This window comes from Glycomyces sp. TRM65418, assembly GCF_019710475.1.
Taxonomy (GTDB): Bacteria; Actinomycetota; Actinomycetes; order Mycobacteriales; family Micromonosporaceae; genus Glycomyces.
Genome location: NZ_JAJFAX010000001.1, coordinates 1064678 through 1079913, shown reverse-complemented (window position 1 = coordinate 1079913; position 15236 = coordinate 1064678). Strand labels below are relative to the sequence as shown.

Genomic DNA, 15236 nt, shown 5'->3' with positions numbered 1-15236 from the left:
AACGCGGGACGTCCGATGGCCGACACGCCTCGGAGGAACGGGCTGGCGCGTGTCGTACCCTTCGGCCACACTGGTCAGGTGACTGACTCGCTCCTGATCGGCCGCTCGCACGCCTCCGCGGCCCTGCGCTCGGCCGTCGAACGCACGGTGGCCAGCCACGGCGGCCTCGCCCTCGTCACCGGCGAGGCGGGCATCGGCAAGACCACCCTCGTCACCGACGTGGCCGCCCGCCACCGCGGCGCGCTCACCGTCGCGTCCGCCACCTCCTGGGAGTCCGAGGCCGTCCCCGAGCACTGGCTCTGGACCCAGGTACTGCGGTCCCTGCGCGCCCAGCTCGGCGACGAGGCCTGGCGGGCCCTCCACCCCGCGCCGGCCGTCAACGCCCTCCTCGGCCAGGGCGACGGCTCCAACCCGGCCCAGTTCGAGCTGTACGACGGCGTCACCCAGCTGCTCATCGCCGCCTCCCAGCGCGGCCCGCTGCTGATCGTCCTCGACGACCTCCACTTCGCCGACCCCGGCAGCCTCGAACTGCTCAAGTTCGCCTCGCAGCACACCTGGTTCGAACGGATCCTCTTCGTCGGCACCTACCGCGACTCCGAGATCGACCCCGGCCACCGCCTGCGCGCCCGGATGCTCCCGCTCGTCGCCAAGGCCACCATGATCAGCCTCGAAGGGCTCGACGAGGCGGGCGTCGCCGATCTCTGCCGCACCACCGTCGGCGCCGCGCCCGACGCCGCCACGGTCGCCGAGATCACCCGCCGCACCGGCGGCAACCCGTTCTTCGTCGAGCAGACCGCGCAGCTGTGGGCCTCGGGCCAGTCCGTCGACGCCACCACCGCCGGGATGCGCGACGCCCTGCAGCGCCGCATCGACCAGCTCCCCGCGCCGCTCGTGCGGATGCTCACCCTCGCCTCCGTCGGCGGCCGCGAGTTCCACGCCGAAGTGATGGCCCAGGCCTCCGGCCTCGACCTCCACGCGATCGAATCGGCCCTCGACGCCGCCTGCCAGACCCGGCTCGTGCGGCGCGAGAAGGACCGCTACGTCTTCGTCCACGACCTCGTCCGCGAGACCCTGTACAACACGATGGCGAGCGACGAGGCCGCCCACCACCACGGCTGCGTCGTTCGCGCCCTCGTCGCCGACGAGTCCCTGCAGAAGCACATGCTCACCACCGAGATCGCCCACCACGCGTGGCTCGCCGGGGACGACCTCGACCCGGAGACCGCCGTCGAGTTCCTCAACCGGGCCGCCACCGAGTCCCACAGCTGCCTCAGCGTCGGCGGCGCCGAGAAGTACTTCCGGCGCGCGCTCGAACGCTGCACCCCGGACATGGTCCGCCGCCGCGTCCTGCTGCGCCTGGGCCTCGCGGGCATCGTCGTCTGGCGCGGCGGCGCCGCCGAGGCCCGCCTCCTCTACGAACAGGCCCTCCTCGAAGCCGAGGACTCGGGCGACGCGATGCTCCTCACCCGGGCCACCGTGGAGGTCCCGCAGGACCAGCGCGTCGACGAGCTCGTGCGCCTCAAGACCCTCGCCTACGCGAAGCTCGCCGGCGAGGCCCCCGACCCCGAACTCCCGCACGAGGACCTGACCCGCCGCCTGCTGTACGCGTACATGGTCGCCGCGCGCGCCTCCGGCTCCGACGAGGACCTCTCCTACGCGCTGTGGGCCACCCACGGCGTGAACTGGGGGCCCGGCACCGCCGTCGAACGCCAGGGCCTCGTCGAGGAGCTCGCCGAACTCACCCGCCGCACCGGCGACACGGAGATGCGCCTGTACGCCGCGTCGCTCGGCTGGGTCGTGCTCCTCGAACGCGGCGACCCCTCGTTCCGCCACCAGCTCGCCCACTTCTGCGCGCTCGCCGAGACCGGCGACTCCGAGCGCTGGAAGAGCGGTGCCGACGTCGACCGGGCCGTGGTCGACATGGTCCAGGGCCGCTTCGAGGACGCCGAGTCCCGGATCGCGTCGGCGTCGGCGGAGATCGGCGACGACCCGATGTACCACCACATGATGCGGCACCTGCAATGGGAGCTGGAGATGGCCCGCGGCGAGGTCCCCGCGACGGTCTCCGAAGGCTGGCACGAGTCCTTCGGCGTCTGGCACGGCGACCTCCTCGCCGGACTCACCGCGATCCGCCGCGGCGACATCGACCTGGCCCGCACGATCCACAACCGCCTCGGCGACGGCCCCGCCTCGCGCAGCGCCTGGGAGTCCCTGTGGCTGCGCTTCGAGACCGAGCTCGCCGTCGCCGACGGCGACACCCAGGCCATCGCCCGCCTGCGCGAACGCCTCGCCCCGCACGAAGGCGAATGGCTGGTCGCCTTGTGGGGTACCAGCATCCACGGCCCCGTCAGCCATTGGCTCGGGCTGCTCGCCGCGGCCGCCGGCGACACCGAAGCGGCCCGGGAGCACTTCATGAACGCCGCCGCCGGGGCCGAAGTGCTCGGCGCCCGCCCCTGGGCCGAGGCCGCCCGCCGGGCCGCCGCCGGACTCGACGCCGCCCCGGCGCCGACGGCGCCGCCCGCCGCCGGGGCGGTCTTCCGCCGCGACGGCGCGACCTGGACCCTCCGCTACGAAGGCCGCACCGTCCACCTCCCGCACACCAAGGGCCTCGCCGACCTGCACCGCCTCATCCGGCAGCCGCACAGCGACATCGCCGCCGTCGAACTCCTCGACCCCGACGCCGCGGTCGCCGCCGACGCCCGACTCGGCGGCGACGACCTCCTCGACGCCGAGGCCCGGGCGCGCTACCGCGACCACCTCGAAGCGCTCGACGAGCAGATCGACACCGCCGCCGCGCTCGGCGACGACGCCCGCGCCGCCGTCCTCGACGCCGAACGCCAGGCCCTCATCGACCAGCTCAAGGCCGCCACCGGCCTCGGCGGCCGCTCCCGCCGCCTCGGCGACAACGCCGAACGCGCCCGCAAGAGCGTCACCAACCGGATCCGCAACACGCTCAAGAAGATCGAGGCCGTCCACCCCGCGCTCGCCGCGCACCTCGACCGCACCGTGGCCACCGGCTCGACCTGCGCCTACCGCCCCGGCCCCGACGCCCCCGCCTGGGAACGCTGAGGCTCCGCACCCGAACCGGACACCGACGCGAACGGGGCCGGGCGGGTCGTCCCCGCCCGGCCCCGCCGGGTGTTCGCATGAAGCTATTTGCGGTTGTAGGCCCTGATCGTCAGGAACCCGAACACCGCGATGAAACCGGCCGACCAGATCAGCGTCGTCAGGACCGAACCGGAGTCCACGTTCCCGTCGAACAGGCCCCGCACGCCGTCGACCAGCTGGCTGATCGGCGTGTTCTTCACGACCGGCTGCAACCAGCCCGGCATCGTCGCCGGGTCCACCATGATGTTCGACAGGAACGTCAGCGGGAACATGACCGACATCGAGATCGACATGACCGTCTTCTCCGAGCGCGTGATCAGGCCCAGCCAGGTCCACACCCACGAGAAGGCGAAGCAGAACACCAGCAGCAGCGCCACGCCCAGCAGCACGCCCACCGCGCCGCCGTCGGGCCGGTAGCCCATGATCAGGCCCGTGCCGAACATGACCGCCCCGGCCGCCGCGTACCGGAACATGTCCGCCAGGAGATAACCGACCATCGGCGCGGCCCGCCAGATCGGGAGCGTCCGGAACCGGTCCGACACGCCCTTGTTGATGTCGATGTTCACCGACATGCCCGTGTAGATCGTGGTCATCACGATGCTCATCACCATGATGCCCGGCAGCAGGAACTGCAGATACGCCGTCGTCCCGCCCGCGATCGCACCGCCGAACAGGTACGTGAACATCAGCAGCATCATGATCGGGAAGATCAGGATGTCGCCCAGCTGCTCCGGGACATGCTTGATCTTCAGCATCGAACGCCAGGCGAACGCCCGCGCCGAGGCGAACGCGCTCGGCGCCGCCGGCCGCTCGCCGGTGGCCAGCAGCCGCCGCAGGTGCTCCTTCTCGACCGGCGCCGGAGCGTCGACATCGGACTTCGTATCGGTGTGCGTGACAGTCATAGCGGTTTTCCTTCCTGAAAGTCCGTGGGGATCAAGCGCCGGTGTTGACGACGTCGGTGCGGTTCGTGAGGGCCAGGAACACCTCGTCCAGGCTCGGCTGGCCCAGCGAGAAGTCGTCCACGAGGATCCCGGCGCGGGCCAGCTCGCCCAGGACGTGCGAGCCCTGCGCGGCGGTGTCCTGCCCGGGGGCCAGCCGCGCGGTGAGCGACACCGGGTCGTCGTCGAGCACGACCTCCCCGCTCAGCGCCTCGCCCAGCACCCGCTGCGCGTGCTCGCGCTGGTCGGCGTGGTGCAGGCGCACCCGGATCGAACCCGCGCCCACCGAGGACTTCAGCTGCCCCGGCGTGCCCTCGGCGATGACCTTCCCGGTGTCGATGACCGCGATGCGGCTCGCGAGCTGGTCGGCCTCCTCCAGGTACTGGGTGGTCAGCAGCACCGTGGTGCCCTCGCCGACGATCGTGCGCACCACGTCCCACACCTGGTTGCGGCTGCGCGGGTCCAGGCCCGTGGTCGGCTCGTCCAGGAACAGCAGCTTCGGCGTCACGATGATCGAGGCGGCGATGTCGAGCCGCCGCCGCATGCCGCCCGAATAGGACTTCACCTGCTTGCCCGCGGCCTGCGACAGCCCGAACGCCGCCAGCAGGTCCCCGGCGCGGTCCCGCGCGGCGGGCTTGGTGTAGCCGTACAGGCGGGACAGCAGGACCAGGTTCTCGAAACCCGTGAGGTCCTCGTCCAGGGAGGCGTACTGGCCGGTCAGGCTCACCTGCGACCGCACGGAGGCGGCGTCGGCGATGAGGTCCCGGCCGAACACGGTCGCGTTCCCCGCGTCCGGACGCAGCAGGGTGGCCAGCATCCGGACCGTGGTGGTCTTGCCGGCCCCGTTCGGACCCAGCACGCCGTACACCGTGCCGGCCGGGACCTCCAGGTCCACGCCGTCGACGGCCTTGACGTCCTTGAAGTGCTTGACGAGCCCTTCGGCTCGGATCGCGAGGTCGCGCTGCGACATGTTCGCCTCCTGGGTGATTCGCTCAGTTGCTCTCACCCAGAAGGCGCTACATTGACGCCACGCCCGCCGCTACATCCGATGTAGCAGGGCGCCCCGTCTCAGTCCTTGAGGTGCTTGGGGCGCACGACCAGCCAGAACAGGAGCGCGCTCACACCCGAGGCCACGCCGATCGCCGCCGCCGTGGTGTTCCACGCCCCCGGCAGCTGCAGCTCGTAGAACCGCGCGAACGGCGGCACGGCCAGCACGGTCACGAACGCGGCCGCGCAGCCGCCGACCAGGAGCGCCTTCCACCACACGTACGGCTTCGCCACGATCGCGAGCGCCGCCAGCGCCAGGCAGAACAGCGTGATCGCCGCGGTCGTCTGCGGCAGGTCCGAGTCGTAGCCGTCGTGGGCGAGCGACGCCAGGTACACCACGAACGTCGGCACCGCGCAGCAGATCCCCGCCGGGATCGCGAACTTGAGCACCCGCTTGACGAACCCCGGCCGGGCCCGGTCGAAGGTCGGCGCGAGGGCCAGGAAGAACGCCGGGAGGCCGATCGTGAACACGTTGATGAGCGACTGGTGGATCGGCAGGAACGGATACGGCAGCGGGTCGTTCCCCGCGATCCACGACCAGATCGCGCCCACCGCGATGAACAGCGCCAAGGAGATCGCGTAGACCGTCTTGGTCAGGAACACGTTCGAGACCCGCCCGATGTTCCCCAGCACCCGCCGGCCCTCGTCCACGACGTACGGCAGCGTCGCGAACTCGTCGTCCAGCAGCACCACCTGCGCGACCGAGCGCGCCGCCGACGAGCCCGAGCCCATCGCGATGCCCAGGTCCGCGTCCTTGAGCGCCAGCACGTCGTTGACGCCGTCGCCGGTCATCGCCACGGTGTGCCCCCGCGACTGCAGCGCCTTCACGAACGCCTGCTTCTGGTGCGGCTTCACGCGCCCGAAGATCGTGGCCCGCTCCAGCAGGTCCGCGAGCTCATCGGGGTCCTCCGGCAGCCGTCTGGCGTCCACCGTCTCGGCCGCGCCCTCGACGCCGAGCTGCGCCGCCACCGCGCCCACCGCCGCCGGGGAGTCCCCGGAGATGATCTTGACGGCGACGCCCTGCTCCTTGAAGTAGGCGAGGGTCGCCGCGGCGGTCGAGCGCAGGCGCTGGCGCAGGACCACGAGGGCCTGGGCCTTCACGCCGCTGATCCCGCCGGTGGTCGAGGCCGATTCGGCGGTGACGAGGGCCAGCACCCGCAGGCCCTGGGCCGCGAGCACGTCCGCGTCGAGCGCCATCGCGTCGCCGGGGTCGAGGAGCACGTCCGGCGCGCCGAGGAGCCAGGTGCCGTGGTCGGTGAAGCGGGTGCCGCTCCACTTGCGGGCCGAGGAGAACGGCATGACGTCGATGACGCGCCAGGCCGGGTCGGCGTGGCCCTGCTCGCGCAGGTGCTCGTCGACGGCCTGCATGGTCGGGTTGGGGCTGTCGTCGGCGGCCGCCAAGGCGGCGAGCGCGTCGATGACGACGGCCGGGTCGGCCCCGTCGACCGGCCGGATCTCGGCGATGTCCATGCCGCCCTCGGTGAGCGTCCCGGTCTTGTCCAGGCACAGCACGTCGGTGCGGGCGAGGCCCTCGATGGCCGGGAGCTCCTGCACGAGGCACCGCCGCGCCCCGAGGCGGATGACGCCCACCGCGAACGCGACTGAGGTCAGCAGCACCAGGCCCTCGGGGATCATCGGCACGATCCCGGCCACGGTCTTGACGATCGTCTCGCGCCAGTTTCCGGCGTCCGCGAGCTGGCTGATGATGAGCAGCAGCGCGATCGGCACGATGAGCCAGTTGATGAGCTTGATGAAGCGGTTGATGCCGTCGCGCAGCTCCGAGCGGGCCAGCGTGAACCTGCTGGCCTCCTCGACCAGCTTGGCGGCGTAGGAGTCCGCGCCGATCTGCTCGGCCCGGAACAGCCCGGTGCCGGCCACGGCGAAGGAGCCGGAGCGGACCGCGTCGCCGTGGACCTTCGCCACCGGGTCGGCCTCGCCGGTCAGCAGCGACTCGTCGATCTCGAGGTTGCGGGACTCGACCACGGGGCCGTCGACCATGATCCGGTCGCCCGGCTCGACGTACACGAGGTCGTCGCGGACGATCCGGTTCGGCTCGATCTCCTGGATCTCGCCGTCGCGCAGGACTTTCGCGTTCGACTGGTTCAGCAGCGACAGCTTGTCCAATGTGCGCTTGGCCCGCAGCTCCTGGATCGTGCCGATGGCGATGTTGGCGATGATCACGCCCGCGAACAGGCCCTGCTTCAAGCCCTCCAGCAGTCCCTCTTCCATGGCCGTGAAGCCGATCGCGATGGCGGCGAGCACGGCGATGACGGCGTTGAGCGGGGTCAGGAAGTTGGCGCGCAGGATCGCGGAGATCGGTCGACTGGTGTGGCGCTTCGCGTCGTTGACGGCTCCGGCCTCGACGCGTGCGGCGACCTCGTCGGCCGTCAGGCCGCGGTCACCTGCCAGCATGGGTGTGGTCACGTCGACAGCTTATGCGACGACCGCCCTCGCGTATCACCGTCGAAGGACCGAAACATCGGCTTCCTCGCTCCTCCGTTCGAAGGAGATCGAAGACTCCCGGGCTCGGTCAATTTACGGCTCGCAAGCGTCGCCGAGGGCGCCGATTTACGGCTCGCAAGCGTCGCCGAGAGCGCCGATTCCGGCTCCCCATCCTCGCCGGGAGTGTCGATTCACGCTCGCAGGCGCCGCCGAGAGCGCCGGTCCACGGCTCCCAAGCCTCGCCGAAGGGACCGGTCCGCGGTTCGCGGGCGTCCCCGAGGCGCGTCGAACGGCCGAGCGCGAGCGGGTGTCGCGCGACCCGTAGAATCGCTGACCATGGCCAATGTACTCACACCGCAGGGCGAGGACTTTCCTCGCTGGTACCAGGACGTCATCGCCAAAGCCCAGCTGGCCGAGAACGGTCCGGCCCGCGGCTCGCAGGTGATCCGACCGTCCGGGTTCGCGCTGTGGGAGCGCATGGTCGCCGAACTGGACGACCGCATCAAGGGCACCGGCACCGAGAACGCCTCGTTCCCGCTGCTCATCCCCGAGTCCTATTTCACCCGGGAAGCCGACCACGTCGAGGGCTTCGCGCCCGAGCTGTGGATGGTCACGCACGGCGGCGGCAAGGAGCTCGAAGAGAAGCTCGCGATCCGCCCCACCTCCGAGACCGTCATCGGCGAGTACATGGCCAAGTGGGTCAACTCGTACCGCGATCTGCCGCTGCTGCTCAACCAGTGGTGCAACGTGATGCGCTACGAGCTGCGCACCCGCCTGTTCCTGCGCTCCTCGGAGTTCCTGTGGCAGGAGGGGCACACCGTCCACGAGACCTATGAGGACGCCCACGCCTTCACGCTGCGCGTCCTCCACGAGGTCTACGCCGACTTCATCGAGAACGTGCTCGCCCTGCCCGTCCACCGCGGCATCAAGACCGAGGCCGAGCGCTTCGCCGGGGCCCTGAACACCTTCGCGGTCGAGTCGCTCATGCGCGACGGCAAGGCCCTCCAGATGGGCACCTCCCACGAACTCGGCCAGAACTTCGCCAAGGCCTTCGGCATCCAGTTCCAGGGCCGCGACGGCAAGCAGCAGCACGGTTGGACGACCTCCTGGGGCGTCTCGACCCGCATGGTCGGCGGCCTCATCATGGGCCACGGCGACGACGCGGGGCTGCGCGTCCCGCCGAACCTCGCGCCCGTCCAGGTCTGCGTCATGGTCGTCAAGGACTCCGACGAGGTCCAGTCCGCCGCGAAGAAGGTCTACGACGAGCTCAAGGACGACGGCCTGCGCGTCAGGCTCGACGACCGCGGCGACGTGGCCTTCGGCCGCCGCGCCGTGGACGCCGAGCTCAAGGGCTACCCGGTCCGCATCGAGATCGGCCCCCGCGACCTCAAGAACGGCGAGGCCACCGTGGTCAGCCGCGTCGAGGGCACGAAGGACACCGTCCCGCTCGGGATGCTCGCCGAGGCCGTCGCCGCCGCCCTCGAAGGCGCGCAGCAGCAGCTGTGGAACGAGGCGCTGGAGTACCGCGAGGCGCACACCGCCGACGTGTCCACCGTCGAGGAGGCCGTCGAGGCCGCCCAGACCGGTTACGCGCGCCTGCCGTGGGACGCCTGCGGCGTCGAAGGGGAGGCGAAGGCCGCTCAGTCGGCGGTCACCGTGCGCGTGCTCCAGCGCGAGGACGGCTCCGTGCCCGACTCCCTGGATGAGTCCGGTCTCATCGCCTACCTGGCGCGGTCGTACTAGACCTGCCGTGCGCTAGACTCGGACGCTGTACATGAGCTTTGGGACGGGTGCCCTCTCAACAACCGTGACGCAAAGCCAGGTTTCAGCGCGACGCAATCCGGAATCTCCACCTGGATGGCGTGCGCGCTAACGTGATCCTTACAACAGGAGTAACAAAACGTGGCAGTGAAGATTCGCCTCACGCGAATGGGGAAGATCCGTACTCCCCAGTACCGCATCGTCATCGCCGACTCGCGCGTCAAGCGCGACGGCAAGGTCATTGAGAACGTCGGGATCTACCACCCGAAGGAGAACCCGTCCCGGATCGAGGTCAAGTCCGACCGCATCCAGCACTGGCTCGCCGTCGGCGCCCAGCCGTCCGACACGGTCAAGGCCATCCTCCGCAAGACCGGCGACTGGCAGAAGTTCAAGGGTCTGCCCGAGCCGGCCCCGCTGAAGGTCGCCGAGCCCAAGCCGGAGAAGGAGTCCCTCTACGTGGCCGCCCTCAAGGAGTCGGGCATCGACCCCTCGAAGGCGTACGTCTCCGAGGAGGCCGCCAAGGCCGCGCCGAAGTCGAAGAAGTCCGCCGCCAAGGCCGACGAATCGGCTAAGACTGAAGAGGTCGAGGCCCCCGCCGACGAGGCCTCTGAGACCAAAGGGGAGTAATCGTGCTGCGACCGGCGCTTGAACACCTTGTCAAAGGCATCGTCGACCACCCTGACGACGTCCGCGTCCGTCTGGTCGACTCCCGCCGCGGCAAGCGGCTCGAGGTCCGGGTCAACCCGGACGACCTCGGGACCGTGATCGGCCGCGGGGGTCGGACCGTGAACGCGCTGCGCCAGGTCATCGGCTCGATCGGCGGCAAAGGCATCCGTGTCGAGGTCGTCGATTCCTACTGAGTCATCCGCAACGGCCCCGGAGTCCCTCCGGGGCCGTTGCGCTGTCCCGAGAAGAAGGTGGCAATGCCAGAGCTAGTGGTCGGCCGGATCGTTCGCCCGCACGGGCTGCGCGGCGAAGTCGTCGTCGAGGTCCGCACCGACGATCCCGAGACGCGCTTCCAGCCCGGCGTCGAATACCGGACCACGGGCGGCCGGCTCAAGGGCGCGCCCCTCAAGGCCGCCACGGTGCGCTGGCACCAGGGCCGTCCGATGATCGGCTTCGAGGGCCACACGGACCGCAACGCGTCAGAGCTGCTGCGCGGGGTCGTCCTGAGCGTCGAGATCGACGAGGAGGAGCTGGTCGCCGACGAGGACGAGGTCCACGACACCCTGCTCATCGGCCTCACGGTCATCGACCGCGAAGCGGGCGAGGTCGGCACCGTCTCGCGCGTCGACCACGGCGCCGCCTACGAGACGCTGGTCGTCAAGCGGAAGGGCCGGACCCCCGCGCTCATCCCGTTCGTGGCCGACATGATCGGCGAAGTGGACGTCGAGGCCGGCCGGATCCGCGTCGACCTGCCCCCGGGCCTGCTGGAGCTCTAGTGAAGATCGACGTCGTCACCGTCTTCCCCGAATACCTCGCGCCGCTCGACCTCTCGCTCATCGGCCGCGCCCGCGAGAAGGGCCTCATCGACCTCAACGTCCACGACCTGCGCCGCTGGACGCACGACGTGCACCACTCGGTGGACGGCGCGCCCGCCGGCGGCGGGGCGGGGATGGTCATGAAGCCGCAGCCGTGGGGCGAGTGCTTCGACGAACTCATCGCCGGCGACGAGCGGCCCCGCCTCCTCGTCACCAGTCCCGCCGGACGGCCCTTCACCCAGTCCATGGCGTGCGGGCTCGCCGCCGAGCCCTGGCTCATGTTCGCCTGCGGCCGTTACGAAGGCATCGACCAGCGGGTCGTCGACTACGCCGCCGAGCGCATGGAGGTCACCGAGGTCTCCATCGGCGACTACGTGCTCTTCGGCGGGGAGGTCGCGGTCCTCGCGATCGTGGAGGCCGTGGCCCGGCTCGTGCCCGGCGTCCTCGGCAACGCCGCGTCCCTCGACGACGAGTCGCACAACGCCGGGCTCCTGGAGGCCCCCGCCTACACGCGCCCGGCCGAATGGCGCGGCCACGAGATCCCGCCCGTCCTCCTCTCGGGGGACCACGGCAAGGTCGCCCGCTGGCGGCGTGACCAGGCCCTCCTCCGCACCGCGCAGGCCCGCCCGGATTTGCTCGAGCGACTGGAGGCGGGTAACCTCGACAAACGTGACCGGCTCCTCCTCGAGGAGGCCGGGTTCGCCGTGCCCGACCAGGGTGTGGCAGAGTAAGCGAGTTCCCGTGACGTGCCGTTCGTTCAAGCGGTACCTCTCCCGGCTCGAACTTCTGAACTTCTTATCAACGAGGGTTGCAACCATGAACATTCTGGATGAGCTGAACGCGGCCTCCATGCGAGCCGACGTGCCGGACTTCCGTCCCGGTGACACCGTCAAGGTGAACGTCCGAGTCCAGGAAGGCGCCCGGTCGCGTGTCCAGGTGTTCCAGGGCGTCGTCATCCGCCGCCACGGCGCGGGCATCGGCGAGACCTTCACGGTCCGCAAGCTGAGCTACGGCATCGGCGTCGAGCGCACCTTCCCGGTCCACGGCCCCATGGTCGACTCCATCGAGATCGCCATGCGAGGCAAGGTCCGCCGCGCGAAGCTGTACTACCTGCGCGACCGCAAGGGCAAGGCCGCGAAGATCAAGGAGAAGCGCGAAGTCTAGTTCGCACCAAGCTTTCGGAGGGCCCCGGGCGTTCGCCCGGGGTTTTTCGCTGCGCGCCGACTTCCGCTACCCTCAGCACATGAGTCCTGGTTCCCCCGGCGGGGCGAAGGGCCCCCGACGGATCTCGTGGGACCGACTCCCCGGTCCGGACGGCCTCGGTGCCCCGCCTCCTTCCGACCCCGAGAGCCCGCGCCTGCCGCGCGGGCCCGTCGCCGGAGCCCCCGCCGCCGGTCCGGCCGCGGACGGCCTGCCGATCGACGTGACGCAGCCGATCCGCCGCACCGAGGGCCCGACCGGTCCCAAGGACCGCGTGGCCGCCGAGCGCGAACGCGCGACCGGCGCCCACGACCGCGTCCGCCCCCTCGACGGCACCGCCGCGCACGACCGCACCGGAGGCGGCCGCCTGCCGCTCGCCGAGCCGCGCCAGGGCGACAAGGAGGCCGAGAGCCGCCTCTCGCAGCCGCACAAGCGCCAGTACCTGTCGCTGTGGATCGAGCTGCCGCTGCTCCTCGTCGTCGCCTTCTCGGCGGCGGTCCTCCTGCGCACCTTCGCCGTGCAGCCCTTCTACATCCCCTCCGGCTCGATGGAGCAGACCCTCCAGGAGGGCGACAAGGTCCTCGTCCTCAAGCTCACCACGACGCTCCGCACGCCCCAGCGCGGCGAGGTCGTGGTCTTCCGCGGCACCGACTCCTGGGACCCCGAGTACCGGCCCGCCGGCGGCGAGGAAGGGCTCCTCGACGACGTCACCACCGCCGTCCTCGACCTCATCGGCCTCGCCAGGCCCGATGAGAAGGACTTCATCAAACGCGTCATCGCCGTCGGCGGCGACACCGTCGCCTGCTGCGACGAGGGCGGCAACGTCGTCGTCAACGGCGTCTCCCTCGACGAGAGCGAGTACGTCTACGACGACGCGCCCCTCGACGTCGACCCCGGCACCTGCCACTCGCGCCGGTTCGACGAGGTCGCCATACCCGAAGGCGAGGTGTGGGTCATGGGAGACCACCGCGGCGACTCCAAGGACTCCCGGTGCCAGGGACCGGTGCCCGTGGAGAACCTCATCGGCCGCGCCATCGCCCTCGTCTGGCCCACCGACCGCGCAAGGGAGCTGGAGATCCCCGACGCCTTCGACGTCCTCGACGGCACCGGCGGGACGTCCGGAGAGGAAGGCGACCGGTCGGCCGTCGGCGACGGCCTCCCGGCGGCGTGGGGCACGTTCTGGCACCAGCCGCCCGCCTTGCCCGCCACGGCGATGCCGGCGCCGACCGCCGCGCGGCGGCCGTCCCTGCGGTCGGAGCGCGAGCGCGTAGACTCGCACCGTGATCGAAGAAGGGCAATCGCCCGGCGCCGACGGTGAGAGCGCCGAGGAATCCTCCGCACAGCAGCAGCCCAAGAAGAAGGGGTCGTTCTGGAAAGAACTGCCGATCCTGCTCGGCGTCGCCCTCCTCGTGGCGTGGCTGGTCCGGAGCTTTGTCGTCCAGACCTACTACATTCCCTCCGGCTCGATGGAGACGACGCTTCAGATCGACGACCGCGTGCTCGTCAACAAGCTCGTCTACGAGTTCTCCGAGCCCGAGCGCGGTGAGATCATCGTCTTCACCGCCCCCGAGTCCTGGCGCTCGGTCATGGAGGAGGACGAGTTCATCAAGCGGGTGATCGCAGTCGGCGGCGACCACGTGGTGTGCTGCGACGACGAGGGGCGCATCACGGTCAACGGCGAGCCCATCGACGAATCGTCCTATCTGTACACGAATCCGATGACCGGCCAGCAGGACCCGCCCTCGCAGGACCCGTTCGACCTGGTCGTGCCCGAGGGGCGCCTGTGGGTCATGGGCGACCACCGCTCGGCCTCGGGCGACTCGCGCGAGCGCTTCGTCCGCACCCGCGGCGACGTCCAGGCCTCGACGATCGAGGTCGACGCGGTCATCGGGAAGGCCTTCGTGCTGTTCTGGCCGGTCGGCGACTTCAACTGGTTCGGGATCCCGGCGACGTACGAAGACGTCCCCGAGCCGTCCTGAGGCCATGCTCCGTCCCGTCTCCTCTCGGCTCAGGCGCGACAGCGACCTGTACGCGCTGGAGGCCGCGCTGCTGCGGCGCGGTCTCGGCCCGGTGGCCGGGGCCGACGAGGCCGGGCGCGGCGCCTGCGCCGGGCCGCTGGTCGTCGCGGCGGTGAGCCTGCCGCCGAACGCGCGCCTGGACGAGCTGAACGACTCGAAGCTCCTGACCGAGGCCGCCCGCGAGCGGGTCTTCGAGCGGCTGCGGCGTTCGCGGGCGGCGATGAGCGTCGTCATGTACGAGCCCGACGAGATCGACCGCCGCGGCATCGCCGTGTGCAACCTGGAGGGCATGCGCGTCGCCGTGGCGCGCCTGCCCGAGCGTCCCGGGTACGTGCTCACCGACGGCTTCCCGGTCCCCGGCCTGCCCGGCAGCCTCGGGGTGGTCAAAGGCGACCGGACGGCCGCGTGCGTCGCGGCCGCGGGCGTGGTCGCCAAGGTCACCCGGGACCGGATCATGTGCGAACTCGACCGGCGCCGCCCCGAATACGGCTTCGCCGTCCACAAGGGATACAGCACGCCCGCCCACGAGGCGGCGCTGCGCCGCTGGGGCCCGTGCGAGGACCACCGCATGTCCTACGCGAACGTCGCCGCGAGCGCCGTCGGCCGGCCCGACGTGCCCGCCGGCGCCTGAGCGCGGTTTGGCGGGGCGGCTCCGGGTGAACCCAGGACGGCACGGGCCGGACCCGTCCACGGCGCCGCAAGCGCTCGCCGCGGCGCACCGGCACGGCGCCGCCCGGGACCGCCGTGAGCGCCGGATCACGGCTCCGCGAGCGGTCGTCGCGAGAGCCGCGAGCGAGGCGGGGCACCCGCGCACTATCGTGGGAACCGTCGTTGAGAAGGAGGAGCGTTGAGCGCCGAGGACCTCGAGAAGTACGAGACCGACATGGAGCTGCAGCTGTACCGGGAATACCGGGACATCGTGAGGCAGTTCACCTACGTCGTCGAGACCGAGCGGCGGTTCTATCTGGCCAACGCGGTCGAAGTCCACGTGCGGGGGGCCGACGCGGAGACCTACTTCGAGGTCGAGATGAGCGACGCGTGGGTCTGGGACATGTACCGCCCGGCCCGGTTCGTCAAGCACGTGCGCGTCCTGACCTTCAAAGACGTGAACGTCGAAGAGCTGGACAAGCCCGACATGACGCTCCCGTAGCCGCTCGCTTCGAACGCCCCGCCCTCCGCGGCGGGGCGTTTCGCTCGCCGCGGCGAACCGCCCGGGGCGCGTTCGAGGAGGAGGTCCGCCG

14 protein-coding genes are annotated in these 15236 nt (G+C 70.9%); 11 read left to right on the top strand and 3 right to left on the bottom strand.

All coding sequences use genetic code 11. The features are described from left to right. Positions 1 to 78 precede the first annotated feature (78 nt). Positions 79 to 3069: an AAA family ATPase gene (locus K3N28_RS04935; protein ID WP_228091351.1), complete on the top strand. Its 2991-nt coding sequence runs from the start codon at positions 79 to 81 to the stop codon at positions 3067 to 3069. 83 nt (positions 3070 to 3152) lie between these two features. On the opposite strand, the gene K3N28_RS04930 is transcribed toward K3N28_RS04935, so the two are convergent. The 3 genes from K3N28_RS04930 to K3N28_RS04920 form a co-directional block, all read right to left on the bottom strand. Continuing rightward, complete coding sequence (locus K3N28_RS04930; RefSeq protein ID WP_228091350.1) at positions 3153 to 4010, bottom strand: ABC transporter permease; 858 nt, start codon at positions 4008 to 4010, stop codon at positions 3153 to 3155. Between the two features lie 31 nt (positions 4011 to 4041). Further along, positions 4042 to 5016 carry an ATP-binding cassette domain-containing protein gene (locus K3N28_RS04925; protein ID WP_228091349.1) on the bottom strand — a complete coding sequence of 325 codons (975 nt, stop codon included), beginning with the start codon at positions 5014 to 5016 and terminating at the stop codon, positions 4042 to 4044. 98 nt (positions 5017 to 5114) lie between these two features. Beyond that, the gene (locus tag K3N28_RS04920) at positions 5115 to 7517 is read right to left on the bottom strand and encodes an HAD-IC family P-type ATPase (RefSeq protein ID WP_228091348.1); all 2403 of its coding nucleotides are present in this window, start codon (positions 7515 to 7517) and stop codon (positions 5115 to 5117) included. 354 nt (positions 7518 to 7871) lie between these two features. Here K3N28_RS04920 and proS point away from each other — a divergent pair, with 354 nt between their 5' ends. From proS to K3N28_RS04870, 10 genes are all read left to right on the top strand, one after another. Further along, complete coding sequence (gene proS / locus K3N28_RS04915; RefSeq protein WP_228091347.1) at positions 7872 to 9278, top strand: proline--tRNA ligase; 1407 nt, start codon at positions 7872 to 7874, stop codon at positions 9276 to 9278. A gap of 159 nt (positions 9279 to 9437) precedes the next feature. Next, positions 9438 to 9923 carry a 30S ribosomal protein S16 gene (rpsP, locus tag K3N28_RS04910; RefSeq protein WP_228091346.1) on the top strand — a complete coding sequence of 162 codons (486 nt, stop codon included), beginning with the start codon at positions 9438 to 9440 and terminating at the stop codon, positions 9921 to 9923. Beyond that, complete coding sequence (locus K3N28_RS04905) at positions 9923 to 10156, top strand: RNA-binding protein (protein ID WP_091040329.1); 234 nt, start codon at positions 9923 to 9925, stop codon at positions 10154 to 10156. The genes rpsP and K3N28_RS04905 overlap by 1 nt, the downstream gene beginning before the upstream one ends. A gap of 63 nt (positions 10157 to 10219) precedes the next feature. Further along, positions 10220 to 10738: a ribosome maturation factor RimM gene (gene rimM, locus K3N28_RS04900; protein WP_228091345.1), complete on the top strand. Its 519-nt coding sequence runs from the start codon at positions 10220 to 10222 to the stop codon at positions 10736 to 10738. Continuing rightward, complete coding sequence (trmD, locus tag K3N28_RS04895) at positions 10738 to 11508, top strand: tRNA (guanosine(37)-N1)-methyltransferase TrmD (protein WP_228091344.1); 771 nt, start codon at positions 10738 to 10740, stop codon at positions 11506 to 11508. Before rimM ends, trmD begins: the two co-directional genes overlap by 1 nt. 85 nt (positions 11509 to 11593) lie before the next feature. Further along, positions 11594 to 11941, top strand: coding sequence for a 50S ribosomal protein L19 (gene rplS, locus K3N28_RS04890; protein ID WP_228091343.1), 348 nt, complete (start codon positions 11594 to 11596; stop codon positions 11939 to 11941). Between the two features lie 79 nt (positions 11942 to 12020). Beyond that, a complete protein-coding gene (gene lepB / locus K3N28_RS04885; protein ID WP_228091342.1) occupies positions 12021 to 13295 on the top strand; it encodes a signal peptidase I in 1275 nt (424 codons plus the stop codon). Beyond that, positions 13258 to 13956, top strand: a complete 699-nt coding sequence (gene lepB / locus K3N28_RS04880) for a signal peptidase I (RefSeq protein WP_228091341.1) — start codon at positions 13258 to 13260, stop codon at positions 13954 to 13956. Before lepB (K3N28_RS04885) ends, lepB (K3N28_RS04880) begins: the two co-directional genes overlap by 38 nt. Before the next feature lie 4 nt (positions 13957 to 13960). Further along, positions 13961 to 14626 (top strand): ribonuclease HII, encoded by a 666-nt coding sequence (locus tag K3N28_RS04875; RefSeq protein ID WP_228091340.1) that lies wholly within the window; start codon positions 13961 to 13963, stop codon positions 14624 to 14626. Positions 14627 to 14842: 216 nt separating this feature from the next. Beyond that, positions 14843 to 15145 (top strand): DUF2469 domain-containing protein, encoded by a 303-nt coding sequence (locus tag K3N28_RS04870; protein ID WP_091040324.1) that lies wholly within the window; start codon positions 14843 to 14845, stop codon positions 15143 to 15145. The last annotated feature ends 91 nt before the right edge of the window (positions 15146 to 15236 follow it).